Origin of the sequence: Achromobacter marplatensis (assembly GCF_002209535.1) — a bacterium.
Taxonomy (GTDB): Bacteria; Pseudomonadota; Gammaproteobacteria; order Burkholderiales; family Burkholderiaceae_B; genus Achromobacter; species Achromobacter marplatensis.
Window position 1 is genome coordinate 521783 of sequence record NZ_NJIG01000004.1, and the last position, 22885, is coordinate 544667.

A 22885-nucleotide genomic window follows, 5' to 3' on the forward strand; every position below is an offset into this window, starting at 1 on the left:
TGGCGAGGTGAAGCTCAAAGCGTTGGGGCGGTGCGCAAGATCAAAAAAGGCCTTGTCCAGCCATCACAGGCCAGGATTCACGGCGGTGGAGTAAAGCACGTACAGGGCCAGGCCGACCATGATGGCGCCCAGCAGGCCTTGCTGCATCCGCAGGAACCACGGATTGCGCCCGACCCAGCCGCGGATGCGCGACGCGCCGAACGCGAAGCAGCTGCCATAGGGCAGGCTCAGCACCTTCATCGTGATGCCCAGCACCAGCATCTGGACCCACACGGGCCCGTTGTCCGGCGTGGTGAACTGAGGCAGGAAGGCGATCATGAACAGCAGCACCTTCGGGTTCAGCAGATTCGTCATGAAGCCCTGCCAGAAGGCGTCGCGGGCGTCGCCCGGCCGGGCGCTCAGCGACACCTCGGCCGATTGCGCGCAGCGGATGATCGCCTTGATGCCCAGGTAACCCAGGTACAGACCGCCCGCCGCCTTGATGCCCACGAACAGCGCCGGGAAGGCCCGCAGCACGGAGGCCAGGCCCAGCACCACGGCCGGCACCTGGATGAAGCCGGCCGCCACATTGCCCAGCACGCTATGGAAGGCGGGGCGGAACCCCTGCGTCATGCCGCGGGACAGCGTCAGCGCCATGTCGGGGCCGGGCGTGAGCTTGAGCGCCGCATCGGCGGCAAGGAAAAGCAGGAAAAGCTGGAGTGAGGGCATTGCGGGATACGGCTGGAAATCCCGCGCGGCGGGGGGCAGGCTCCCAGTGTAAGCAAGCCGCCTGAATATTTCCTGCGTCCGCAGGGGCGGAAATGAAGTTTCCCGTCGAAATGGGGCCGGATTCCGTCGCGGGCAGGATTAGAATCTGGCGGGTAGCCCTATCCGCCCAGATACCACGCGTTCCGAGCCCCCATGGAACTAGACGATTTTGACTTTCAGATCCTGCAAAGCCTGCAGGAAGACAACCAGCGCACCAGCCAGGACGTCGCCGCACGCGTGAACCTGTCGCCCGTGTCATGCCTGCGCCGCATGAAGCGCCTGCGCGAAGCCGGCGTGGTCACGGCCGACGTGTCGGTGGTGGATCCCGCCGCCGTGGGGCGGGGGATCATGATGGTGGTGCTGGTGTCGCTGGAAAGCGAGCGCGCCGACAAGCTGGACCAGTTCAAGCGCGCGATGTCGGGCGCACCCGAGATCATGCAGTGCCTGTCAGTCACGGGCGAGGTCGATTTCGTGCTGACCCTGACCATGTCCGACATGGCCGAATACGAGGTCTTCGCCCAGCGCCACTTCTGGGGCAACCCCAACGTCAAGCGGTTCTCCACCCTGGTGGTCATGAACCGGGTGAAGCACGGGCTGACGGTGCCGATGCCTACATCGGCTTGAGCCCCAGCGCGTCGATCATCTGCCGGTACTTGGCGACCTGCGCCACCGCGTAGGCGTCGGCATCCTACTGGCTCATCGGCCGCAACAGCAGCCGTCCTTCGGCTTCCATCCGCTCGCGCAGGTCGGGCTGCTCCAACGCATACCCCACCGCGCGGCGCAAAGTGTCCACGGCTGGCGCCGGCGTATCCTGCCGCACGTAGTAGCCGCCCGCGATCGTGTAGACGAAGTCCGGGATGGTCTTGCTTTGCGAGATCAGCGGCAGCTTGGCCAGCGGCGGGGGCAAGGTGTCGGAAAAGCTGGTCAGGATCTTTATCTGCTGCTGCGCCGCCATGCCTTCCATCGCCTGTTGGTAGGGCAGGACGGCGAAATCGACCTGGCGGCCGATCAGGTCCTGCAAGGCGGGCGCCGCGCCGCGATAGGGCACGTGCAGGAATTCCGCACCCACGCGCCGGCCCAGGTATTCGGTCATGATGTGGTACAGGGAACCCACCCCGACGCTGCCGAAGGTCAGGGGCTTGGCGCCCGGCCGCTTGGCGTAGGCGATGAAGTCATCGACGGTCGATACGGGTAAGTCAGCGCGCGCCAACAGCACGATGGTGGCTTCGCTGATGGGCTGGGTCAGGCGGAAGTCTTCGGGCTTGTAGCGGGCCGCCGTGTTCAGGAACGGGCTCAGGATGACTTCGTTGGCCGACCCATGCAGGAAGGTGTAGCCGTAGGGGGCGCTGGTCAGCACGCGGCGCGCGCCCAGCATGCCCGCGCCACCGCCCACGTTCTCGACGATGACCTGCTGCTTGAGCGCATGGGCGATGTGCACGCCGAACTGCCGCGCCGAGGCATCGCTGGCGCCGCCGGCCGGATACGGCACGATCAGGCTCAAGGGCTTGTCGCCGGGGTAGTCCGCGGCCTGCGCCAGCGGGGCGGCAGCGCAGGCCGCCAGGCAAATGGCGGCCGCCCGGGCCGGTAGGTTCCAACGCATGCTGCTTCTCCCTTGTCATTGCTGTTGTCGAGGCAGCCGGGTTCCCGGACTGCTTCACGCAGTCTAGGCAGCGGCGTTTGCCCGCATCAATGTCGGGCGGCCGGTCGGATCATTGTGAATTCCGCAACGATGCGCTGCCGGCCTGGGAGGAGGCCTGCATCAGTGCGTAAGGTTCAGGCGCGGACGGCTCAGGCGCGCCGGGGCTCCAGGGCGGGAAACGTCTTCAGGATGTGGCGCAGCATGCTGGCGGTCGCGGGCGGCAGGTGCCGGCCCGCCAGGCTGATGACGTGCGTGCGGCTGTTGTTCAGGATGGGATTGGCCAGCGGCAGCGACACCATCTGGCGAAACTGCGCGCCTTTCAGCGGCATGGACAGCGGGTTCACGACATAGCCCAGCCCCTGGCTGGCGAACTCCCACAGGATCTTGAACGAATTGGTCAGCAACGCCGGCTTGAGCTTGACGTTTTCGTCCAGCTCCGCCGCCTGGATGTGCTGGCGCACGCCGAACGACTCATCCATCGCGGCCCAGCCGTGCGGCGCCAGGTCCGCCAGCCGCAAGGCCCGGCGCGTGCGCGCCAGCGGGTGGTCCTTGTGCACGTGCACGCGCATCGGCGCGGCGCGGGAATAGTGCGACCGCAGCCGCATATCGTTGGGCGGCTGGAACGCCAGGGCGATCTGCGCGCGTTCCTCCACGATGCAGCGCACGGTTTCGTTGGTGCCGGCCACATGGATGCTGTAGGTGATGTCGGGATGCTCGCGCACGAACGAAAGTAGGACGGGTTCCCACAGCATGTCGACGAACCCTTCGCCCAACGCCAGTTCGACGTGGCCGCGGGTGGCGCTTTTCAGGTTGTTGACCTCGGCCTGGAAGGACTCATTCAAGTCTTGCTGCCGGCGCGCGAACAGCGCCACCAGGCGTCCCGCATCGGTCGGCACGACGCCACGTCCGCGGCGTTCCAGCAAGATCAGCCCCGTGTCCGCCTCCAGCCGGGCGATGGCGCGGCTGATGGCCGACGGATCGGTATTCAACTGGTCGGCCGCGGCGCGCAGCGTGCCGGTCTCGATGACTTGCAGCAGACACAGCGTCCGCTTGAACTCCAGGACATCATCCATCAGGGCTTCCTTGCCGCGGTCTTGGCGTGGGATTGGATCGTTGCAAAAACCGCATCGATAAGACTTGATCATTGCTATCGGCTTTGTACCCGCGCCTGTCTATAGTCGGTAGCCGTATTTCCCCCAAGCCGCCTTACGGAGACCCCGCCCCATGGCCATCGTCCCATCGCCCGTCAGCCCCGACCTGCTGCATCAAATGCGCGAATGGCGCCGCGATCTGCACGCGCATCCTGAAACCGCCTTCTGTGAATTCCGCACGGCTGACCTGGTGGCCCGGGAGCTCGAGCGGGCCGGCGCTGTCGTTCACCGCGGGTTGGGCCAGACCGGCGTGGTGGGCACGATGACGCGAGGCGAGGGGCCGGTGATCGGCCTGCGTGCCGACATGGACGCGCTGGACATGCAAGAGCTGGGTGACGCCTCGCACCGTTCGACCATCGCCGGCAAGATGCATGGCTGCGGCCACGACGGCCACACCGCCATGCTGCTGGGCGCGGCGCATCATCTGGCCGGCGATCCCGGCTGGCGGGGCACGCTGCATTTCATCTTTCAACCTGCCGAAGAACACGCGGGCGGCGGGTTGGCGATGGTGCGGGACGGCCTGTTCACGCAGTTTCCCTGCGACGCCGTCTTCGCGCTGCACAACTCGCCCAACCTGCCCTTCGGAACGGTGGCAACCCGCGCGGGCACCGTGATGGCCAACTGCGATACCTACGAGATCACCGTGACGGGCAAGGGGTGCCACGCAGCCCAGCCCGAACATGGCGTCGACCCCATCGTGGCGGCGGCGCAGGTGGTCACCGCCATGCAGACCATCGTCAGCCGCAACGTGAAGCCCACCGATGCGCTGGCGCTGAGCCTCACGCAGATTCACGCGGGCGACACGTGGAACGTCGTGCCCAACAGCGTGCTGCTGCGCGGCAGTTGCCGCACGTTGACGGCCGCCACGCGCGACCTGGCCGAACGCCGGCTGCGCGAGGTGTGCGCCGGCGTGGCCATGACCTCCGGCACCACGATCGACGTGCAGGTGTTCCGCGGCTATCCCGCATGCATCAACACCGAGGCCGAAGTGCGCTTGGCCGCCCGGGCGGCCGCGCGGGTGGTGGGAGCGGAACAGGTGGACACGGCCTGCACGCCGCGGATGGGCTCGGAAGATTTCGCCTACATGCTGGAGCAGCGCCCCGGCGCGTATGTCTTCGTGGGTGCGGCGCGGCCAGGGCGGGACAATCCGCCTGTGCACAACCCGTACTACGATTTCAACGACGACATCCTGCCCTTGGGCGCGCACTATTGGGTGGAACTGGTGAAGGAAGCGATGCCGGCATAAGCCGCGGCGCTACGGTTCAGCCGGATTCGGTGGCTGCTGGCGGCGGCCGTGTCGCCAGCATGGCGCCGGCCTCGTCCGAAATGCTGCGCAGATGCAGGTCGCGCTGCGGGAACGGGATCTCGATGCCGGCCTGTTTCAGCGCCGTGTACATGCCCGTCAGCATGTCGCTGCGGATATCGATCCAGCGGTCGAAATCGGTGGTCCAGGCGCGCAGGCTGAAGTCCAGCGTGCTGGCGCCGAAGCCCATGAACAGCACCACGGGCGCCGGGTCGGCCACGATGCCGGGCGTTTGCCGCGCCACGCCGTTCAGCAGCGCGATCACCTGCGCAGGGTCGGTGCCGTATGCCAGCCCGACGCTGATTTCGATGCGGCGGCTGCGGTCCAGCATGGTCCAGTTCGTCAGTTTTTCGGACAGCAAGGTGCCGTTCGGCACGATCACGTCGGCGCCTTCGAAAGTCTTGATCCGCGTGGCCCGCATCCCGATCTCGCGCACTTGCCCCGACGTGCCGCTGATGTCCACGACATCGCCGGGCTGGATCGGGCGTTCGAACATCAGGATCAGGCCCGACACGAAGTTGTTCACCACGTTCTGCAGGCCGAAGCCGATGCCCACGCCCAACGCGCCAAACACGATGGTCAGTTGGCTGGTCTGGAAGCCCGCCGCCGACAGCGCGATGCCCAGGCCCAGCAGCAGCACCAGGTAATAGGTCAGCGACGCGATGCTGTTGCCCACCCCGCGAGGCAGCGCCATGCGCGTCAGCACCTCGTCGTGCAGGACCAGGCGGATGGTGCGCGCGGCCCAGAACGCGATCACCACCGAGATCAGGAACACCAGGATGTTGCCCAGGCTGATCGAGATCGTCCCGACGGCCAGCGTGTAAGACAGCAGTTCGGCGACGAAGGCGTAGGTCGCCCGCAGTACCCGGAAGCGGTCCATCGCGTAGACCGCCCAACCCACGGCGGCGGCCGCGGTCAACAGGCGGATCAGCAGTTGCACCAGCGGCGGCGCATGCTCGCGCGCCAGCCGGAAGCGAGAGATCCCCTGACGCGCTAGCAGCAGTTGCAGCAGCGTGGTGATGACGGTGACGCCCGCGTAGAGCACCAGCCCGAAGTAGCCGCTGCCGATGACGGCGCTGGTCAACATTTCGGCCAGGGACACATTGCCGAACAGGTTGGCGGCCAGCGACGCGCACAGCAGCGCCGCGGCGCCCCAGGCGATGGCCCGCAAGGCGCGCATCTGCCGCGTGGGGGCGACGGGCACCGCCTTGTGGCCGCGGCGCATCAACCACAGGATGGCGGCCAGCGCGACGGCAGTCAACGCCACGGTGGAAAGCCGGTAGAACAGCGTGTTGGCCAGGAACAGAAACCCCAGGCGCTCTGCCAGGAACAGGCCGGTGATGACGTGCGGCCACTGATCCATCTGGCGGCGGACCGAGGGCGGCAGCAAGCGCAGCACAGGCACGGCCGCCAATACCAGCGCGACCTGCTGCACCATTAAGGGGGCATCCGGCTCCAGCGCCAGCACGCCCAGCATGGATAGCAGCAGCCACGTCGACAGGGGGCGCCCAAGCACGCCGGCCGCGGTTTCGCTCATGACGCCCGCCCGGATCGCGTCCCGGCTTTTTCGCGCCAGCCATAGCAGCAGCGGCAGCAGCACCAGCTGCAATAGGCGCAGCGCGCGCTGGTTGCCGCTTTCGGCCGCGTTGTAATCGCGGGCGAAACGCACTTCGATGTCCAGCCCCGTGCGCAGCAGCGCCATCGTGTCCTGGCTCGAATCCGGTGTTTGGCTAAGGGCCCACAACGGGGGCGAATCCACGCGCATCAGGCGGGAATCGATGTAGTCGATGGCGTCGGTCACCGAACGCTGGCCGGCCTTGATCCGTTCCTCGATGGCGGCGGCACGCTGCTCCAGTTCGGCTTGCCGCGACAGCGGCCCGGACAAGGCCTGCCCGGCCGCGGTCAACTGCGCCAGCACCGCATCCATGCGGTCGGTCAGCGCGGGCGGCAGGTTGGCCGCACCCGCGGCGTCCTTGGTCGCCTGCCACGCGGCGCGCCGCCGGAACAATTCCGCCGCGTCGCTGGCGTACCAGGAGGTGGCCTGACGCAGGTCTGATCGCCAACGCGCCAGCCGGTGGGCGTCAAACAGCCAATGCCGCTCCAGGCTTTCCACCCGCATGATGGGCAGGGTGCGCAGCTGGGCGGGCTGGAATTCATAGAGCTTTTCGTCGGCGGACTTGGCGATGGCGTCCAGCGCGGGCGTGAACGCCGCGCCCGGGTCGGCCGTGGCGACGCGTTGCAGCACGCCTTCGGCGTACCGCAAGTCGGTATCCGCCCGCAGCGGGATGTCCGCCATCTGGATGGCCTCGGGCGGAGCAGGGGCGGGCGCCGCCGGCGTCGAGGCCGTTTGCGCGTTTGCCAGGCCGGGCAGGCCAAGCAGCAGTCCGAACAGGCAGTGGAGGATTCGTGCTCGGACGCGCATGTCGCGACTCCGTTGGGATGCGGCGAACCAGGGGGCTACCCACTCTAGCGCATCACCAGTCCGCCGTCCACGAACAGCACCTGTCCGGTCATGAATCCGCTCCAGTCGGACGCCAGGAACAGCACGGGGCCGGCAACGTCCTCCGGCCGGGCGATGCGTCGCAGCGGCGTGGCGGCGATCAACTGCTCGCGGAACGACTCCTGGGTATCGCTGCTGGCCTGGGTCGGGTAGACCAGCCCGGGGGCGACGCAGTTCACGCGGATGCCGTAGGGGCCCAGTTCGGTGGCCAGGTTGCGGCTGAACGCCACCAATGCCGCCTTGGCGGTGGTGTAGTCGTGATACGGCACCACCGGATGCTCGACCAGGTTGCTGGCGATGTTGACGATGGCGCCTTGCGCGCGCTGCTTGAAATGCGGCAGTGCGGCGCGGCAGACGTTGAACGCCGCACCGACGGCGCCGTCGAACTGCGATTGGTAGTCCTGCCAGCCGATGGCGTCGAACGCGGTGCGCCGCCGGGGATCGAACGCGTAATGGCGCAAGGCGTTGTTGACCACGATATCCAGGCGGCCCGCGTCCTGCACGATGCCGTCGACCATGGCGCTCACCGCCTCCGGCGAGCCGACATCGGCCTGCACGGCCCAGGCGTCGCCGCCAGCGGCCTGGCATTGCGCGACCACGGCCTCGGCCGCCTCGGCATTGCTCAGGTAGTTGACGACCACCGTCGCGCCTTCCCGCGCAAAGCTGCGGGCGATTTCGGCGCCGATGCCGCGGCTGGCGCCGGTCACCAGCACCACCTTGCCTGTGAACTTCAGGGCGGCGCTCATGTCAGGCTGCCGGCAGCAGGCTGGTGTCGACGGCGGCGGCCACGTCGATGCGATTCTGGATCAGGCCCAGCTCGCGGTAGGCATCGGCGGCCTTTTGCAGCAGGTCCAGATCCAGCGTGCCCAGCGGACGGCCGCCGGAAGCGATCGAGGCCGCATTGCGCAGCCGGATCACTTCCAGGTTGATGGCCCGGTCGGTGCCGTCGATGGCGCGCTTGCCGGCCAGCGTTGCGGCTTCTTCCGGCTGGGCGATCATCCATGCGGCGCTGTCGCGGTACGCCTTCAGGAACGCGCGCAGCAGCGGCAGCTTTTGCTGAAGGACGGATTCTCTCGCCACGAACAGGTCGCTGGACACGTTGAGGGTGTCGCGCACCTCCATCACATTGACCTCGCCCAGGCCGCGCCGGCGCCCCACGAGCAGGCCGGTGTCGGTGGCCGCGGTGGCGTCGACCTGGCCTTGCAGCAGCGGAGCGAAGTTCAGTACGCCCGTCACGACGATTTCAACGTCGGCTTCGGTCAGGCCGGCCTGGTGCAGCATCACCAGCAGGTTCTGGCGCGTGCCGCTGGCCAGGCTGTAGACGCCGATGCGCTTGCCCTTCAGGTCTGCCGGCCGTGTGATGTTGGCGGACTTCAGCGACACCACGTTGAAGACGTTCTGCGGATAGATGTCATAGATGGCGCGCAGCTTCTCGCCCTTGTCCAGGGCCATGAAGAACGAGCCCGGGTCGGTGAAAGCCACGTCGGCCTGGCCGCTGAGGATGTTGCGGATGGCGTCACCGCCGCCCGCGCCGGGCAGGTAGACCAGCTCCACGCCCTGCGCCTTGAAGAAGCCCTTGTCGGGCTCGGCCAGCAGGTTGGTGATTTCGCTGATGGGCTTGCTCCAGCCGGCCAACGTGACCTTGCCTGCGGCGGCGTCTTGGGCGCGTGCGGCCGCCGGCGCCAGGGACGCCGCGGCGAGGCTCGCGGCTGCGGTCAGCAGCGCGCGGCGGGTGGGGGAGGGGAGCATGGGTCGAGTCCTGAAGAATGTCATGAGTGATCGGCGTAGGGGCGCAGCAAGCGCCGCTCCAGCATCAGCGTGGCCTGATAGCCCAGCAGCCCGATGGCGGCGATGGCCGTCAGCGCCGCGAACATGAGGGGCGTGTCCATCATGCCCTGCGCAGCGATGATGACGGCGCCCAGCCCGCGGCTGGCGCCGATGAATTCGCCCACCACGGCGCCGACCAGTGCCAGCACCAGGGCCACGCGCAGCCCGGCCAGGATGCCGGGCAGCCCCGCGGGCAGTTTCAGGCGCAGCAAGGTCTGCGCGCGCGAGGCGCCCAGCATGCGGAACAGCTGCAGCCGGTTCGGATCCACCTGCCTCAAGCTGGTCAGCGTGTTTTCCATCAAGGGGAAGAAGCAGATCAGCGCGGTCATGACGACGGTGGGCGCCATGCCGAAGCCGAACCACAGCACGAACAGCGGCGCCAGCGCCAGCTTGGGCACGACCTGGCTGATGATGACGTAGGGCTTGAGCACGCGATCCAGCAAGGCCGATTCCGCCAACGCCACGCCCATCGCCAGGCCGGCTGCGCCGCCCAGCGCCAGCCCCAACAGCATTTCGGCCAGCGTGGCGCCGATGTGCGGCCACAGATAGCCGGTGGCAAGGCTCGTCCACAGCGTCGTGGCCACGGCGGAAGGGGCGGGCAGCACCAGCGCGGAAATGCCCGCTTGCCTGACAACCGCCTCCCAAGCGCCCATCAGGACGACCAGCAGCGCGACCGCCAAAAAGCGAGACGTGAAGGCGGGCTTCATGGGCGGGCCCCGTTCATGAATTCGAACACCTGTGCGCAATATGCATTGAACGCGGCGCCGTGCCGCATGGACTGCGTGCGCGGCGCGGGCAAGTCCACGTGCAGGTCGGCCACCATGCGGCCTTGGTGCATGACCGCGACGCGGTCGCCGAGGTAGACGGCTTCGCTGATGTCGTGCGTGACGAACAGCACCGTTGTCTTGCGCAGGCGGCACATCCGCATCAGGTCGTCCTGCAGCTCGCCGCGCGTGATGGCATCCAATGCCGCGAAGGGCTCGTCCAACAACAGCAGGGCCGGCGCAAGGATCAGTGCCCGCGCCAGTGCCACCCGGCTCTGCTGTCCGCCGGACAGTTGCCGGGGGTAATGCTGGGCATGGTCGGACAGGCCCAGCATCGCCAGCAGTTCGTGCGCGTGCGCGGTGTCCTCCGAAGACGGACGGCGTTGCAGCAACACGGGCAGCAGCACGTTGTCGATCACGCGGCGCCATTCCAGCAACGTAGGGGCCTGGAACACATAGCCCAACTGCGGCCCGGGGGCGGCGGGCGTACCGTCCCACAGGCGGATGTGGCCGGACTGCGGCCTCAGCAGGCCGGCGGCCAGTTTCAGCAGCGTCGTCTTGCCGCAGCCGCTGCGTCCGACCAGGCAATGAAATCCACCGGCCTCCAGTCGCCAATCGATACCGTCGACGATGGGTGGGCGGCCCGGGTAGGTATAGACCGCCCGTTCGATGTCCAGAAAAGGCCTGGTCACAGCGGCGTTCATGGCTCGTAGGACGCGAACGGATCGGCCGCGGCTTCGGCGGACTGCTCGATTTCAGTCATGCGGACGAGATCCAGCAAATTGAAGCGGCCATCGTGATGCCAGCCGGCTTCGGGCACGCTCATCGCGCCGATGGCGCTCACGCGGGTGACGCCTGCCGTGCCCAGTTGTTCGGCCAGGCGGTAGAGCTCTTCCGGCGTGGCGGCCACGCCGGCGGTCTGCAGGAATTCGCGGCGGCACGCCACTAGCGGCGCCACCTCGTCCAGCGCGTCGATGCCTGCCACCGTGATGCTGCGCTGCAGAGCGGTCGGCGCCAGGGAGGCCGCCTCATCGATGTAGGCCACGCTCCATGCCGTTTCCATGTCGCCGATCAGCGCGTCTGCGCCGTCCGGGGTCAGCGTCCATTCGATCGACTGCCGCCATTTCGCCGCGGCGGCAGATTCTTCCAAATCCAGCGCGCGCCGTGGAAAGCGCCGCTGCAGATTCGACAGCTCGCCCGCCAGGTAGCCCGCGAAATCGCGCGGCGAAACCGGGCCGCCGCGTTGCACATAGAACACGTGCGGCGAATAGCATCCCTGCTGGTCGTAGCGCATCACGTCCCACGCGGCGCGCCGGGCCAAGGCGGGCGCCTTCTGGGCATCCAGCGCCATTGCGCTGACCACGCCGAAACCCAGCTTGTGCCCGTGCGCCAGAAAGCGTGCCGTGACCGGCAGGCGGCGCTGGATGGCGTGCAGCGCGTCGTTGCCGCCGTAAGCCACGACCGTATCGGCCTGGGCATAGAGCGCCGACGCGTCTTCGTCGCCCGCGCCGCGCCACCACACCACGGCCAGGCAATCGGCCAGCGGCGGGTGCACCTCGGCCAGCAAGCGCGCGAACCAGCCTGCAAACAGCGGCTCGGCGCTGGGCAGTTTTCCGATGTTGCCGGCCTTCACCAGCAGCCCGCAGACCAGACTCCACAACGCCAGCGCGGGCACGTTGCCCGCCCAGCTATGCGCCAGCAGCTGCGGACCGTAGGCGCGCACCGCGCCGCCCTTGGCGGCAGGCTGGAAGCCGTCCAGTACTTTGGGGTTGGCGAAGTCTTCGGCCACGAAGCGGTGCAGTTGCGGCGCGCGGAATGTCTTGAAAAAGCCGGTCAGGCCCAGGCGCACCATCTCAACGTCGTAGCCGCTGACGATCGGCAGCAGCGCGTCGGCCTGCCGCCGGTACGGGTCGTTGGGGTCAAGCAGGCGGGCGATGGCGCGGTCGATGACTGCGATGATCTCCGACACCGTCATCGTCTTCAGGTGCTGCGCGCTGGCGCGTTTGACGCGCTCGGCAATCGCCTGCATCTGCAGCGCGGTCAACACCGGCACCGCGACGTCGACGCGCTGGCCATCCTGCTCGAACGGCAGGGTCTGCCATTGGACGTCGGCCGCAGCCAGTCCCGGCAGGTATCCGGCCTCGACCCGGACCGTGTTCATGGCGTTGCCGACCGGATGAATTCTTCCACCGCCAGCGAGCATCCCTTGGCCTGCGCGCCCTCGGCGCGGCCCAGCAGCAGGAAGCCGCCGTCTGCCGGCAGGCCGACGTCTTCCGTCAGGATGGTGTTGACCGAATTGAAGTTGCCCAAATCGCAGTGCGCCAGGATGCCGCGTTCACCGGCCGGCACGGTGCGGCCGGTGGCCGGATCGACCAGGCGCGAACGGATCCAGTGCGGCCCCGACTTGACCGACGGCACGACGGCATTGCCGTCGTCATAGAACTGCGTGCTCAGTTCCGTCATGCCGTACATGTTGATGCACAGCGTGCGCGGCACGCCCAGCAGGTCCGACAGTTCCGAATAGAACGTGTCCAACGGCAGTTCGCGCGACTGGCCTTTGTAGCCGCCGGTGTCCAGGATGCGGCTGCCCGGCGGCAGGCGGAACGCGCGGCCTTCCTTGCGCAGCGCATCGATCACATGCACGAAGCTGAAGCTGGCGCCCAGCAGCGCGTAAGGTTCGCCCCGGCGCTCGGCCTCTTCCAGCCGGCGCCACAAGCCGTCCAGGTCGATGCCCTGCGGCGACATGAAATAGCGGCTGTCTTCCGTGCCGAAGGCGGACTTCGCCAGCGCCAGATAATGCGCCAGCGACGAATTGGGCATCGCGATTTCATCCGGGAACAAGATCCCCATCGGCAAACGAGGCGTGCCCCGCATGACGCGCTTGTCGAAATTGCGGGTCATGGACAGGTCGTACACGTCCAGGTGCGGATGGAAATGCCGCCCGCGCATATCGGCGCGCGTCGTGCCGCTGGTCATGAACACGCGCTCGTCAGGACGGGGCGGCTCGCAGCGCAGCTCCATCGCCTTGAAGGCGTCGATGGGCACGGCCGGAATGTCGCTCCACGTTTTCACGTTGCGCACTGTCGCGCCGCGGCGCTGGCAGAAACTGCGATAGGGGGCGCTGGCGCCGTACTGATAGGCGAAGAGGCGCAGCGCGAGCTGATCGAACTGCTCGTCGGTGCAGCCGTCCTGGGCGATGAATTCGAGTAGTTCCGCGACCGGCGGGGCGACGTTGTTCATGGGCGTTCGTTGATTCCAGTACAGGGAAGCTCCGAAGCCCGCCTGCGCAAGCGGCGCAGGGGCGCGGCAGGACAAGGCGAATGCTCTTCTTACGCCGGCATGAACCGGGTCAAGTTCGCGGGTCTGAATCTCAGCACTGGCGTGCACCCCGGAGCAGGATCGATTTTACCCTGCAATGGGACTTCCCCCTTTTCCGGGCAACCATGTCATGGGTTCGGGTTCAGGATGTCCACCTTGGTTTTGGATCAAGTATTTGACAGCGGTTTTGTGTAATTCAATTGAATTACAATGCGGGAATCCCAAGTCTAGTCCACCAGGAGGCCCGCCATGCCCGCCACCGCTCTTGTTCAAACCCGCCTCGACCCCGTTCTGAAAGCGCGCGCCACGCAAGTGCTCAACAACATGGGCCTGACCGTGTCGGATGCCGTGCGTATTCTGTTGACCCGCGTGGCCAATGAAGGAACGCTGCCGTTCAATTTTGCCGTGGACCCTGCCGCGCATGACGCCTGGTTTCGCGCCAAAGTGCAAGAAGCCTTGAGCGACACGCGGCCAGCCGTGCCCAATGAAGAGGCCTCAGCCCACTTCGCCAAACGCCGCGCCGCCGCTCTGCGCAAAGCCGAGGGCAAGACGTGAAGGTGGAGTGGTCAGCGCTGGCGATGGAAGGCCGGAGGAACTCAGTGGCTGAGTATCGGCGCTAGGAGGAAATGTTGGTGGCCTGGGGCGGAATCGAACCACCGACACAAGGATTTTCAATCCTCTGCTCTACCGACTGAGCTACCAGGCCAACACGTACGCTTTGCAAAAAGCCCAGCGCGGCGGCTGGGCTTTTTCGGGATCTGTTGTCGGTAGTCTTCGGTTGCCTTCAGTTGTCTGTCTGGCTGCCGCGACTCCGGTATTCGATCCCGATAATTCTTTTGGTGGCCTGGGGCGGAATCGAACCACCGACACAAGGATTTTCAATCCTCTGCTCTACCGACTGAGCTACCAGGCCAACGAAGTCCGCAACTATACACAAATTTCTGGCCGCGCGCCAGCCAGGGCGGAAAAATCCTCTATCCCTTTTGGCCGGAGCGCTTGCGCCAAGTGTTGGGAGAATGGCACGCAAGGGTGCGACGCAGGGTCGCGGCAAGGGGGCGGATTGGCCTGGGGATAACCCGCAGGGGTATAATCTTTAACGGTCTGCTGTTACGGCTTGGGGAACTTTCCGCAGTATCGTCCCCACACCTGACGCATTGTTCTTGGTGGCAGTTCTTCACGCTTACTCATGTCGGTAGCTGTCCTCGCCTTCGGTCTGAATCACACGTCCGCGCCGGTTTCGGTTCGCGAACGCGTGTCCATGCCCGTCGATCTGGTCAAGCCCGCGCTGGAAGGCCTGCGTTCGGCGTTTGGCGGCTCGGTCCGCGAAGCCGCCATCCTGTCCACCTGTAACCGCACCGAAATCTACTGCGCTGCTGACGGCCACGTTGCCGATCAGTTGCCCGCCTGGCTGGCTGAACACAACCGCCTGGACGCCGGCACGCTGCGCCCGCACCTGTATCGCCACCATCAAGACGACGCCGTCCGCCACGCCTTCCGTGTGGCCAGCGGCCTGGATTCCATGGTGCTGGGCGAAACCCAGATCGTGGGCCAGATGAAGGACGCCGTGCGCGCCGCCGGCGAAGCCGGATCGCTGGGCACCTTGCTGCACCAGATGTTCCAGCGCACCTTCTCGGTCGCCAAGGAAGTGCGGTCCCAAACCGCCATCGGCGCGCAGTCCGTGTCCATGGCCGCCGCCGCCGTTCGCCTGGCCGAGCGCGTGTTCGGCAATCTGGACCAGGCCCGCACGCTGTTCATCGGCGCGGGCGAAATGATCGAACTGTGCGCCACGCACTTCGCCGCGCAGCGTCCGCGCAGCATGGTCGTGGCCAACCGCACGGCCGAACGCGCCGAAATCCTGGCCAACCGCTTCTCGGCCAGCACCATGAAGCTGTCGGACCTGACCGACCGCCTCTCGGAATTCGACGTCATCGTGTCCTGTACGGCAAGCTCCCTGCCCATCCTCGGGTTGGGGATGGTGGAACGGGCTACGCGCCTGCGCCGCCACCGCCCAATGGTCATGATCGACCTGGCCGTGCCGCGTGACATCGAACCCGAAGTCGGCCGCCTGGACGACGTCTACCTGTACTCGGTGGACGACCTGGGTCGCCTGGTGCAGACCGGCACTGACGCCCGCCGCGCCGCCGTCGTGCAGGCCGAAGCCATCATCGAAACCCGCGTTCAGGGCTTCATGCACTGGATGCAATCCCGCGAAGTGGTGCCCGTCATCCGCGACCTGCATCAGGCCGCCGAAGACGTCCGCGCCGCCGAACTGGAACGCGCGCGCCGCCTGCTGGCGCGCGGCGAATCGCCCGAAGCCGTGCTGGAACAGCTGGCGCACGGCTTGACGCAAAAATACCTGCACGGCCCGCTGGCGGCGCTGAACCGCAGCGAAGGCGACGAGCGCAAGCAGCTGCTTGCCTGGATGCCGCGCCTTTTCCCCGGCCGCGACTCCCGCCGTTAGCGAATCTGTCCCACGTCCCGCCTCCTGGCGGGCGTTCGTCTTGTGGGCGCCCGCTATTCCTGTCTTCTCTTTGGTCATTCCCCCATGAAATCATCCATGCGCAGCCGGCTGGAGCATCTGTGTCACCGCCTGACCGAGGTGGACGCGTTGCTGGCCCAACCGGAAACCGCGTCCGATATGGACCGTTTCCGCAAGCTTTCGCGCGAACGCGCCGAACTGGAACCCGTGGTCGAGGCGTTCACCGCCTTCGCTCGGACCGAGGAAGACCTGGCGACCGCGCAGGAAATGCTGTCGGACCCCGATATGAAGGCGATGGCGGAAGACGAGATCAAATCGGGCCGTGGCAAGCTGGAAGGCCTGGAAAGCGCGTTGCAGCTGTTGCTGCTGCCGCGCGACCCCAATGACGGCCGCAGCGTGTTCCTGGAAATCCGCGCGGGCACGGGTGGCGACGAAAGCGCGCTGTTCTCCGGCGACCTTCTGCGCATGTACACGCGGTACGCGGAAACGCGCGGCTGGCGCGTGGAACTGATGTCGGAAAGCGCGTCGGAGCTGGGCGGCTACAAGGAAGTGATCGCGCGGATCGACGGCGACGGCGCCTACGGCCGCCTGAAGTTCGAATCCGGTGCGCACCGCGTGCAGCGCGTGCCCGCCACCGAGGCGCAGGGCCGCATTCACACGTCGGCCTGCACCGTGGCCATCATGGCGGAAGCTGACGCGATGTCGGAAATCGTCATCAACCCGAGCGACCTGCGCATCGACACGTTCCGCGCCAGCGGCGCCGGCGGCCAGCACATCAACAAGACCGATTCGGCCGTGCGCATCACCCACTTGCCCACCGGGCTGGTGGTGGAATGCCAGGACGACCGTTCGCAGCACCGCAACAAGGACAAGGCCATGCAAGTGCTGGCCGCGCGCCTGAAAGATCAGGAAACGCGAGCACGGCAAAGCAAGGAAGCCGCCGAGCGCAAGAGCCTGATCGGCACGGGCGATCGGTCCGAGCGCATCCGCACCTATAACTTCCCGCAGGGCCGCGTGACGGATCACCGCATCAACCTGACGCTGTACAAGCTGCAGCAGATCATGGAAGGCGATCTGGAAGAACTGACCGGCGCGCTGATCGCCGAACACCAGGCCGAGCAGCTGGCGGCGCTGGGCGACGACATCTGAGGCGCGCGCCATGACCCAGACCCAGTTGAACAGCTTGCTGGCCGACACCCGGCTGCCGCGCCTGGAAGTGCGCATGCTGCTGGAGCACGTGCTGGGCAAGCCGCGCGCGTGGCTGCTGGCGCATGACACCGATCCGCTGGAGCCCCAGGTGGCGGCCGCCTACGAGGCCTTGCTTGCGCGGCGCGTGGCCGGCGAGCCCATGGCCTATCTGCTGGGCCACCGCGAGTTCATGGGGCACCGGTTCCGCGTGACGCCCGACGTACTGATTCCGCGCCCCGATACCGAAGTGCTGGTGGAGACCGCGCTGGAATGCGTGGCCGGCGTGGCGGGCCCCGCCGTGCTGGACCTGGGCACGGGCAGCGGCGCGATTGCGATCTCGATCGCCCTGGCCCGCCGCGATGCACGGGTGATGGCCTCGGATGTCAGCGCCGCCGCGCTGGCGGTTGCCGCCGGTAATGCCTGGGAGCTGACCGCGTCGGTGCGCTTCGTGGAAGGCAACTGGTACGAGGCCGTGCCTGCGGGCGAAGGCTTCGACCTGATCGTGTCCAATCCGCCCTACGTGGCCAGCGACGATCCGCACCTGGACCAGGGCGATCTGCGTTTCGAGCCGCGGGGGGCGCTGACCGATGGCGCTGGCGGCCTGGAGGACCTGGGCCATATCGTGGCGGGGGCCGGCCGGCACCTGAAGCCGGGCGGCGCGCTGTGGATGGAGCATGGTTGGGACCAGGCGCAGGCGGTGCGCGATTTACTGGCCGCCGCCGGCTTCGAAGACGTGCGCAGCTGCCAGGACCTGGCCGGAATCGAACGCATTTCTGGCGGGCGCTGGCGGGCCGCCGGGCGCTGACCGGCGCCGCTTGTTACAGATTCCGCCCCTGAATTCCCGACATAGGCCGGCGCCGCATCCGGGTAATCCGGGCGGTTTCCCCGGCTGTACCTATAATTGGCGTATTCCGTTATGCCTGTCCAAGAGACCACCATGAGCGACGTTCAAGAATTCATCCGCGAAACCGTGACCCAGCACCCCGTCGTGCTGTTCATGAAGGGCACCGCCCAATTCCCGCAATGCGGCTTTTCCGGCAAGGCCATCCAGATCCTGAAGGGCTGTGGCGTGAAGAAGCTGGTTACCGTCAATGTGCTGGAAGACGACGAAGTCCGCCAGGGCATCAAGGAATTCTCCAGCTGGCCCACCATCCCGCAGCTGTACGTGGCGGGCGAGTTCATCGGCGGCTCGGACATCATGAATGAGATGAACGAATCCGGCGAACTGAAGACGCTGCTGGAGCAATCCGGCGCCACGGCCTAAGTCGTCCATGCGGCGACTGGTCATCGGCATCACGGGCGCGACCGGCGCGCTCTATGCGGTGCGCATGCTGCAAGCGCTGCGCGGCGTGGACGATGTCGAGACGCATCTGGTGGTGTCCGCGTCCGGCGTGCTGAACATCAAGCATGAGCTTGATGTCAGCCGCCACGACATCTATGCGCTGGCCGACCACGTGCACTCCGTGCGCGACGTGGGTGCCACGCTGGCCAGCGGCGCGTTCCAGACGGCGGGCATGGTGATCGTGCCGTGCTCGATGCGTACGCTGGCGGCCGTGGCCCACGGCCTGTCCGATAACCTCATTACCCGAGCGGCCGACGTTACCTTGAAGGAACGCCGGCGCCTGGTGCTGATGGTGCGCGAGACGCCCTTCAACCTGGCGCACCTGCGCAACATGACGGCCGTGACTGAAATGGGCGGCATCGTGTTTCCGCCGCTACCGGCCTTCTACCACCGGCCGGCCTCCATCGAAGAGATGGTGGACCACACGGTGGCGCGCGTGCTGGAGCTCTTCGACATCGTCGTGCCCGGCCCGCATTGGGAAGGCATGAAGTAGCAGGGCCCCGCGGGACCCTGGTCTGGCCGGCACTGCTGCTGGCTACTGCACCAGCCCCAGTCCGTTCAGCGCGGCCAAGTTTTCCGGCCATTGGCGCGCGCGGGCGTTCTGCAGTTCGATGCGGGCCCAGGCCATCCAGCCTGCCCATTCGATGCGCTTGTCCCATGCGGTGCCCCACGCCTGCAAGGCCGCCAGTCCGGCGGCCGCATGCTGCTCGGCGGCATCGAAATCACCCGACGTCAACGCCAACTGTGCCAGCAGCAGCCGCGGTTCGCCCACCCACGGGTTGTGCGCGACCGCGGCTTCCAGCAGATGGCGGGCGCTGTCCATTTCCGTCAGCGGATGCATGCGCGTGATGACCTGCCAGTACAGCGCGCTGGCGGCCGCTTCGTCGCGCGGGCTGAGCGTGGCGCGGCATTGGTCGAACGCGGGCGGGAGGGGGATGCCGGTGTCTGCGGGCATGCGCGATAGCGGCGCCAGCAGATGCGACAGCATCGACAGGATGTTCGACGGCGGCTTCAACGGGCCGGGCCACAGCGACGAGGCCCAATTCGATTTCAGGTCGCGGCGCTGCTGCTGCGGATAGCCGGCGAAGATCTCGTCCTGCCAGCTGTGCCATTGCTCGCCGATGTCGGCGGCGGACACCACGATGAAGGCGGCGACCTGGCGCGGTGTGAAGGTGAACATCTGGCCGTCGGCGCCCTCCAGCGGCAGTCCATCGTTGCCTGCACCCTGGCCCTGCAGCACGGCCTGCACGAATTTCGTGCGCGGCATTGCGCAGAACAGGCTGACCCATTCTTCGGCTTCCGTGCCCAACACCTCGCGCAAGGTGGAGCGCTCGCGTTCGCGGTCGAACAGCGTCAGGTCCACGTATTCGTTGCCGTAGACGCTATGGAACAGGCCCAGCAGGCGCACCTCGCGCGGCTGGTTCCACAGCGTCAGTGTGCGGTACACGCCCAGCAGGTGGTGCTTGAACGTGCCCGCCTTGTGCCAGTCTTCTCCGGCGCTGCGCGCGAACAGCAGGTCCAGCAGCGCAGGCAGGTCCTCATCGACGGCGGCGTAGTGGTCGGCGAGCAGGGCGCGGGCCTGCGGATGGAGTTCGTTTGACGTGGGCATGGCGTTGGCGTGATGAATGAATGCAGCCGCTATTGTGTCCGCATGGCGCGGGCTTGTCATGGCGGCATGTCTTATATGGTTTTGCGCATATCAATATGAATATTCATCGCTTCCGGTTTTGAGGGACGCTCACTAGAATCGCGGGTCATTCTTCCTTTCCGTAGAGTCCCATCATGCGCCTTCGCCATTCCCTGGCCGTTCTTGCCTCGTTGATCAGTATTGCCGCCGGCCCGGCCATGGCGCAGGACGCCGAACTAAAGGTGGGCGTGACTGTCGGCCCGCACGCGCAGATCGGCGAAGTGGTGCAGCAGGTGGCGGCCAAGGACGGCCTGAAAGTGAAGCTGATCGAATTCAGCGACTTCATCCAGCCGAACGCCGCGCTGGATGCCAAGGAGCTGGACCTGAACATCTACCAGCACAAGCCTTTCCTGGACTCGCAGAACAAGGCGCGCGGCTACAAGCTGGTGCCTGTGGCGACCGCCGTGGTGCAGCAGATGGGCATCTATTCCAAGCGCCTGAAGTCGCTGGACGACCTGCCGCAGGGCGGCAAGGTAGCCATTCCGAATGACCCGACCAACGGCGCCCGCGCGCTGCTGGTGCTGCAGGCCGCCAAGCTGATCAAGCTGAAGGATGGTGTCACGGTGACTGCGTCGCTGTTCGATGTGGTCGAGAACCCCAAGAACCTGAAGTTCATCGAAATCGAAGCGGCGCAGTTGCCGCATTCGCTGTCGGATGTGGACGCGGCGGCCGTGAATTCCGCCTACGCCATCCCCGCGGGCCTGTCGCCCGCCAAGGACGCGCTGGCCCTGGAAAGCAAGGACGCGCCGTTTGCCGCCGTGGTGATCGCCGCGCGCGAAGACAACAAGAACGATCCGCGCATCGCCCGCTTCATCAAGGCCTACCAGTCGGATGAAGTGAAGGCGTTCGTGGCCAAGCAGTTCCCCGGCGCTTACTCGACGTCCTGGTAAGCGGAGCCGCGCCTGGCGGGTCGGCCCGTCAGGCGTATTTCCCCGTCAGCCCGCCATCGACAAGCAGCTCGGTGCCGGTGATGTAAGACGCGTCGTCCGACGCCAGGAACGCCACCGCTTTAGCGACCTCCCAGGGCGTGCCCATCCGGCCCATCGGCACTTGCTTGTCGCGCGCGGCCAGCGCCGCCTGGAGATCATCGGGATCGAACATGCGCGCCACGTTCTGCGCCACGCGCGGCGTATCGATCAGGCCGGGGATGACGGTGTTCACACGGATGCCGTCGGCGGCGTATTGCTGCGCCGCCATGCGCGCGAAATGAATCACGGCGGCCTTGCTGACGCTGTACGCCAGGTGCGGATAGCCGGTGTACCGGATGCCCGCGATGGACGACACCGTGACGATCGCGCCGCCGCCTTGATTGCGCATCAGCGGCGCCAGCAGACGCGTGGCGATGAGCAGGCTGGTCACGTTCACTTGCTGGATGCGGTCCCAGTCTTCCAGCGAAATATCTTCCGGCCCGCCCACCTTGCCGATGCCCGCGTTGGCTTGCAGGATATCGATGCGCCCGTAGCGGCGCAGCGCGGCATCCACCGCGGCCTGCATGGCGTCCGGGTCGGCCACGTCTGCCTGCACGGCCAAGGCGCTGCCTCCCGCCAATGCGACTTCATGCGCGGCGTCTTCGGCGGCGGCCAGGTTGGCGTGCAACGCCACGATGGCCGCGCCTTGGCGCGCAAGTGTCACGCAGCTGGCGCGGCCGATGCTCCAGCCAGCGGCCGATGTGCCGGCGCCGGCCACCAGCGCGATCTTGCCGGCCAGGCGCGTGTCGGTGCCGGCCGTCGTCATGCCGATTCCCCGCCGTCTTGCTGGTGTGTCTTGCCGCGGCCCACGTAGGGGATGGCGTGGTCGATGGTTTCCCAGATGTAGCGGCCCGACGGGCTCTGCTGTTCTTCGGCCACGTGCGAGACCAGGCCGGCGGCGCGCGAGATCACGGCGAACCCGCGCATCAGGTCGGTCGGCACGCCGATCTCGCTGAGCAGCGCGGCCACCGCGCCCGTGGCGTTGATGGTGATGTGTTTGCCATAGGTCTCGTCCACTGCTGCGGCCAGCAGGCGTAGCGCGTTCAGCGATGCACCGTCCAGATCCGGCTCGGCCTCGGCCAACGCCAGCAGCTTGATCGAACGCGGGTCGTCGGGCTTGTGCAGGTGGTGGCCGAAACCAGGCAGGGCGCGGCGCTGTTCGCGGAATTCGCGCGCGATGGCCAGCGCCTCGGCCCGGCCGTCTGGCGCTTGCTTGATGCGGTCGAGCAGGCGCGAGCAGTTTTCCATGGTGCCGACGAACTGGCTGCCCACCGCCATCAGGCCGGAGGCGACCGCGCCCTGCAGGTTTTCGGGCGCGCTCATGTAGATCAGGCGCGTGGCGATGGCGCTGGGCGTCATGCCGTGCTCCATCAGCGTCACCAGCACGGCATCGACGATGCGCATGTCCACCGGGCGCGCGTCGCGGCCCAGGATCTGCATGATCATGACTTCGGTGAAGGTCTTCTTGCCGATCAGGTCTTCGACCAGGTCGACGTCGCGGTACGACATCCCGGTAAGGTGATGGGCGCAGAGGCGGGTTTCGGGCGTGTTCATGGCGTCTCCTTTTGCGCGGCGTCGCGCACGGCGTTCTTCAGGACCTTGCCGACGCTGGAGCGCGGCAGGCTGTCATGGATATGGAATTGCTTGGGCGTGGCCACCGGACCCAGCAGCGCGCGCACGTGGGCCTTCAGCGCGTCGGCATCGGCCTGTGCGCCGGGGTGGAACTGCACGGCCGCGTGGACGGCTTCGCCCCACTTGTCGTCGGGCAGGCCGAACACCGAGCATTCGTACACCGCGGGGTGCGAGGACAGCGCGTTTTCGACATCCACGGGATAGACGTTGATCACACGTTTAGACGTTGATCGGTCGGCAAAGGGCCGTGAACGCTAGGTTTCGCGGGGAAATCGGGCCACGGGCTTTGCGGGAATCGCTGGAAGTACCCCCAGTTGTACCCCCAAAGGGGGTATCGGGA

The 22885-nt window shown here is 66.8% G+C and carries 22 protein-coding genes, 2 tRNA genes, 1 pseudogene and 1 riboswitch; of the genes and pseudogenes, 9 read left to right on the forward strand and 16 right to left on the reverse strand.

Going from position 1 to position 22885, the window contains the following annotated elements; all coding sequences use genetic code 11:
- Nucleotides 1–63: 63 nt before the first annotated feature.
- A complete protein-coding gene (locus CEY09_RS12725; protein WP_088588868.1) occupies nt 64–708 on the reverse strand; it encodes a LysE family translocator in 645 nt (214 codons plus the stop codon).
- 192 nt (nt 709–900) lie between these two features.
- On the opposite strand from CEY09_RS12725, the gene CEY09_RS12730 reads away from it, so the two are divergent.
- The gene (locus CEY09_RS12730; protein ID WP_088588869.1) at nt 901–1371 is read left to right on the forward strand and encodes an Lrp/AsnC family transcriptional regulator; all 471 of its coding nucleotides are present in this window, start codon (nt 901–903) and stop codon (nt 1369–1371) included.
- 64 nt (nt 1372–1435) lie between these two features.
- On the opposite strand, the gene CEY09_RS12735 is transcribed toward CEY09_RS12730, so the two are convergent.
- On the reverse strand, nt 1436–2347 hold the full coding sequence (locus tag CEY09_RS12735; protein ID WP_234818282.1) for a tripartite tricarboxylate transporter substrate binding protein: 912 nt from the start codon (nt 2345–2347) through the stop codon (nt 1436–1438).
- Nucleotides 2348–2535: 188 nt separating this feature from the next.
- Complete coding sequence (locus CEY09_RS12740) at nt 2536–3459, reverse strand: LysR family transcriptional regulator (RefSeq protein WP_088588870.1); 924 nt, start codon at nt 3457–3459, stop codon at nt 2536–2538.
- A gap of 151 nt (nt 3460–3610) precedes the next feature.
- Here CEY09_RS12740 and CEY09_RS12745 point away from each other — a divergent pair, with 151 nt between their 5' ends.
- Nucleotides 3611–4783 carry a M20 aminoacylase family protein gene (locus CEY09_RS12745; protein WP_088588871.1) on the forward strand — a complete coding sequence of 391 codons (1173 nt, stop codon included), beginning with the start codon at nt 3611–3613 and terminating at the stop codon, nt 4781–4783.
- A 16-nt stretch (nt 4784–4799) separates the two neighbouring features.
- Here CEY09_RS12745 and CEY09_RS12750 read toward each other — a convergent pair whose 3' ends face one another.
- Genes CEY09_RS12750 through CEY09_RS12780 form a run of 7 tightly spaced genes read right to left on the reverse strand, consistent with a single transcriptional unit; the run spans nt 4800 to nt 13171 of the window.
- Entirely contained in the window at nt 4800–7262 is a 2463-nt protein-coding gene (locus CEY09_RS12750) for a mechanosensitive ion channel family protein (protein ID WP_088588872.1), read from the reverse strand.
- A gap of 44 nt (nt 7263–7306) precedes the next feature.
- Nucleotides 7307–8086: a 3-oxoacyl-ACP reductase gene (locus tag CEY09_RS12755; protein ID WP_088588873.1), complete on the reverse strand. Its 780-nt coding sequence runs from the start codon at nt 8084–8086 to the stop codon at nt 7307–7309.
- 1 nt (nt 8087) lies between these two features.
- On the reverse strand, nt 8088–9089 hold the full coding sequence (locus CEY09_RS12760; RefSeq protein ID WP_088588874.1) for an ABC transporter substrate-binding protein: 1002 nt from the start codon (nt 9087–9089) through the stop codon (nt 8088–8090).
- A 20-nt stretch (nt 9090–9109) separates the two neighbouring features.
- The gene (locus CEY09_RS12765; RefSeq protein ID WP_088588875.1) at nt 9110–9874 is read right to left on the reverse strand and encodes an ABC transporter permease; all 765 of its coding nucleotides are present in this window, start codon (nt 9872–9874) and stop codon (nt 9110–9112) included.
- A complete protein-coding gene (locus CEY09_RS12770) occupies nt 9871–10635 on the reverse strand; it encodes an ABC transporter ATP-binding protein (RefSeq protein ID WP_088588876.1) in 765 nt (254 codons plus the stop codon). The genes CEY09_RS12765 and CEY09_RS12770 overlap by 4 nt, the downstream gene beginning before the upstream one ends.
- Nucleotides 10632–12092 carry an acyl-CoA reductase gene (locus tag CEY09_RS12775; RefSeq protein WP_088588877.1) on the reverse strand — a complete coding sequence of 487 codons (1461 nt, stop codon included), beginning with the start codon at nt 12090–12092 and terminating at the stop codon, nt 10632–10634. The genes CEY09_RS12770 and CEY09_RS12775 overlap by 4 nt, the downstream gene beginning before the upstream one ends.
- Complete coding sequence (locus tag CEY09_RS12780) at nt 12089–13171, reverse strand: LuxE/PaaK family acyltransferase (protein ID WP_088588878.1); 1083 nt, start codon at nt 13169–13171, stop codon at nt 12089–12091. Before CEY09_RS12780 ends, CEY09_RS12775 begins: the two co-directional genes overlap by 4 nt.
- 69 nt (nt 13172–13240) lie before the next feature.
- Nucleotides 13241–13332, reverse strand: a riboswitch (TPP riboswitch).
- A gap of 166 nt (nt 13333–13498) precedes the next feature.
- On the opposite strand from CEY09_RS12780, the gene CEY09_RS12785 reads away from it, so the two are divergent.
- Nucleotides 13499–13804: a type II toxin-antitoxin system RelB/DinJ family antitoxin gene (locus CEY09_RS12785; protein ID WP_088588879.1), complete on the forward strand. Its 306-nt coding sequence runs from the start codon at nt 13499–13501 to the stop codon at nt 13802–13804.
- Between the two features lie 75 nt (nt 13805–13879).
- Here the strand turns inward: CEY09_RS12785 and CEY09_RS12790 are convergent.
- Together CEY09_RS12790 and CEY09_RS12795 are read right to left on the reverse strand one after the other, a co-directional pair.
- Nucleotides 13880–13955 (reverse strand) — tRNA-Phe (locus CEY09_RS12790).
- Nucleotides 13956–14086: 131 nt separating this feature from the next.
- A tRNA-Phe gene (locus CEY09_RS12795) sits at nt 14087–14162 on the reverse strand.
- A gap of 273 nt (nt 14163–14435) precedes the next feature.
- On the opposite strand from CEY09_RS12795, the gene hemA reads away from it, so the two are divergent.
- From hemA to CEY09_RS12820, 5 genes are all read left to right on the forward strand, one after another.
- A complete protein-coding gene (hemA, locus tag CEY09_RS12800) occupies nt 14436–15710 on the forward strand; it encodes a glutamyl-tRNA reductase (RefSeq protein ID WP_006227134.1) in 1275 nt (424 codons plus the stop codon).
- A gap of 84 nt (nt 15711–15794) precedes the next feature.
- Nucleotides 15795–16877 (forward strand): peptide chain release factor 1, encoded by a 1083-nt coding sequence (gene prfA / locus CEY09_RS12805; protein ID WP_088588880.1) that lies wholly within the window; start codon nt 15795–15797, stop codon nt 16875–16877.
- 10 nt (nt 16878–16887) lie between these two features.
- Nucleotides 16888–17721 (forward strand): peptide chain release factor N(5)-glutamine methyltransferase, encoded by an 834-nt coding sequence (gene prmC, locus CEY09_RS12810; RefSeq protein ID WP_088588881.1) that lies wholly within the window; start codon nt 16888–16890, stop codon nt 17719–17721.
- A gap of 132 nt (nt 17722–17853) precedes the next feature.
- On the forward strand, nt 17854–18180 hold the full coding sequence (grxD, locus tag CEY09_RS12815) for a Grx4 family monothiol glutaredoxin (protein ID WP_006227137.1): 327 nt from the start codon (nt 17854–17856) through the stop codon (nt 18178–18180).
- A gap of 7 nt (nt 18181–18187) precedes the next feature.
- The gene (locus CEY09_RS12820) at nt 18188–18751 is read left to right on the forward strand and encodes a UbiX family flavin prenyltransferase (RefSeq protein ID WP_006227138.1); all 564 of its coding nucleotides are present in this window, start codon (nt 18188–18190) and stop codon (nt 18749–18751) included.
- A 42-nt stretch (nt 18752–18793) separates the two neighbouring features.
- Here CEY09_RS12820 and CEY09_RS12825 read toward each other — a convergent pair whose 3' ends face one another.
- Nucleotides 18794–19867: a tetratricopeptide repeat protein gene (locus CEY09_RS12825; RefSeq protein ID WP_088588882.1), complete on the reverse strand. Its 1074-nt coding sequence runs from the start codon at nt 19865–19867 to the stop codon at nt 18794–18796.
- 173 nt (nt 19868–20040) lie between these two features.
- On the opposite strand from CEY09_RS12825, the gene CEY09_RS12830 reads away from it, so the two are divergent.
- Nucleotides 20041–20835: a MetQ/NlpA family ABC transporter substrate-binding protein gene (locus tag CEY09_RS12830; RefSeq protein WP_088588883.1), complete on the forward strand. Its 795-nt coding sequence runs from the start codon at nt 20041–20043 to the stop codon at nt 20833–20835.
- 28 nt (nt 20836–20863) lie between these two features.
- On the opposite strand, the gene CEY09_RS12835 is transcribed toward CEY09_RS12830, so the two are convergent.
- From CEY09_RS12835 to CEY09_RS12845, 3 genes and pseudogenes are all read right to left on the reverse strand, one after another.
- On the reverse strand, nt 20864–21679 hold the full coding sequence (locus CEY09_RS12835; RefSeq protein WP_088588884.1) for an SDR family NAD(P)-dependent oxidoreductase: 816 nt from the start codon (nt 21677–21679) through the stop codon (nt 20864–20866).
- Nucleotides 21676–22467, reverse strand: coding sequence for a citryl-CoA lyase (locus CEY09_RS12840; protein WP_088588885.1), 792 nt, complete (start codon nt 22465–22467; stop codon nt 21676–21678). Before CEY09_RS12840 ends, CEY09_RS12835 begins: the two co-directional genes overlap by 4 nt.
- A pseudogene (locus CEY09_RS12845) lies at nt 22464–22754 on the reverse strand (AMP-binding enzyme); the annotation flags it as partial. The pseudogene CEY09_RS12845 and the gene CEY09_RS12840, both read right to left, overlap by 4 nt.
- Nucleotides 22755–22885: the final 131 nt, after the last annotated feature.

Excerpts from the sequence above, each read along its gene's own strand:
- CEY09_RS12725 (WP_088588868.1), bottom strand. The coding sequence starts at position 708 with ATGCCCTCACTCCAGCTTTTCCTGCTTTTCCTTGCCGCCGATGCGGCG.
- CEY09_RS12730 (WP_088588869.1), top strand. The coding sequence starts at position 901 with ATGGAACTAGACGATTTTGACTTTCAGATCCTGCAAAGCCTGCAGGAA.
- CEY09_RS12735 (WP_234818282.1), bottom strand. The coding sequence starts at position 2,347 with ATGCGTTGGAACCTACCGGCCCGGGCGGCCGCCATTTGCCTGGCGGCC.
- CEY09_RS12740 (WP_088588870.1), bottom strand. The coding sequence starts at position 3,459 with ATGGATGATGTCCTGGAGTTCAAGCGGACGCTGTGTCTGCTGCAAGTC.
- CEY09_RS12745 (WP_088588871.1), top strand. The coding sequence starts at position 3,611 with ATGGCCATCGTCCCATCGCCCGTCAGCCCCGACCTGCTGCATCAAATG.
- CEY09_RS12750 (WP_088588872.1), bottom strand. The coding sequence starts at position 7,262 with ATGCGCGTCCGAGCACGAATCCTCCACTGCCTGTTCGGACTGCTGCTT.
- CEY09_RS12755 (WP_088588873.1), bottom strand. The coding sequence starts at position 8,086 with ATGAGCGCCGCCCTGAAGTTCACAGGCAAGGTGGTGCTGGTGACCGGC.
- CEY09_RS12760 (WP_088588874.1), bottom strand. The coding sequence starts at position 9,089 with ATGCTCCCCTCCCCCACCCGCCGCGCGCTGCTGACCGCAGCCGCGAGC.
- CEY09_RS12765 (WP_088588875.1), bottom strand. The coding sequence starts at position 9,874 with ATGAAGCCCGCCTTCACGTCTCGCTTTTTGGCGGTCGCGCTGCTGGTC.
- CEY09_RS12770 (WP_088588876.1), bottom strand. The coding sequence starts at position 10,635 with ATGAACGCCGCTGTGACCAGGCCTTTTCTGGACATCGAACGGGCGGTC.
- CEY09_RS12775 (WP_088588877.1), bottom strand. The coding sequence starts at position 12,092 with ATGAACACGGTCCGGGTCGAGGCCGGATACCTGCCGGGACTGGCTGCG.
- CEY09_RS12780 (WP_088588878.1), bottom strand. The coding sequence starts at position 13,171 with ATGAACAACGTCGCCCCGCCGGTCGCGGAACTACTCGAATTCATCGCC.
- CEY09_RS12785 (WP_088588879.1), top strand. The coding sequence starts at position 13,499 with ATGCCCGCCACCGCTCTTGTTCAAACCCGCCTCGACCCCGTTCTGAAA.
- hemA (WP_006227134.1), top strand. The coding sequence starts at position 14,436 with ATGTCGGTAGCTGTCCTCGCCTTCGGTCTGAATCACACGTCCGCGCCG.
- prfA (WP_088588880.1), top strand. The coding sequence starts at position 15,795 with ATGAAATCATCCATGCGCAGCCGGCTGGAGCATCTGTGTCACCGCCTG.
- prmC (WP_088588881.1), top strand. The coding sequence starts at position 16,888 with ATGACCCAGACCCAGTTGAACAGCTTGCTGGCCGACACCCGGCTGCCG.
- grxD (WP_006227137.1), top strand. The coding sequence starts at position 17,854 with ATGAGCGACGTTCAAGAATTCATCCGCGAAACCGTGACCCAGCACCCC.
- CEY09_RS12820 (WP_006227138.1), top strand. The coding sequence starts at position 18,188 with ATGCGGCGACTGGTCATCGGCATCACGGGCGCGACCGGCGCGCTCTAT.
- CEY09_RS12825 (WP_088588882.1), bottom strand. The coding sequence starts at position 19,867 with ATGCCCACGTCAAACGAACTCCATCCGCAGGCCCGCGCCCTGCTCGCC.
- CEY09_RS12830 (WP_088588883.1), top strand. The coding sequence starts at position 20,041 with ATGCGCCTTCGCCATTCCCTGGCCGTTCTTGCCTCGTTGATCAGTATT.
- CEY09_RS12835 (WP_088588884.1), bottom strand. The coding sequence starts at position 21,679 with ATGACGACGGCCGGCACCGACACGCGCCTGGCCGGCAAGATCGCGCTG.
- CEY09_RS12840 (WP_088588885.1), bottom strand. The coding sequence starts at position 22,467 with ATGAACACGCCCGAAACCCGCCTCTGCGCCCATCACCTTACCGGGATG.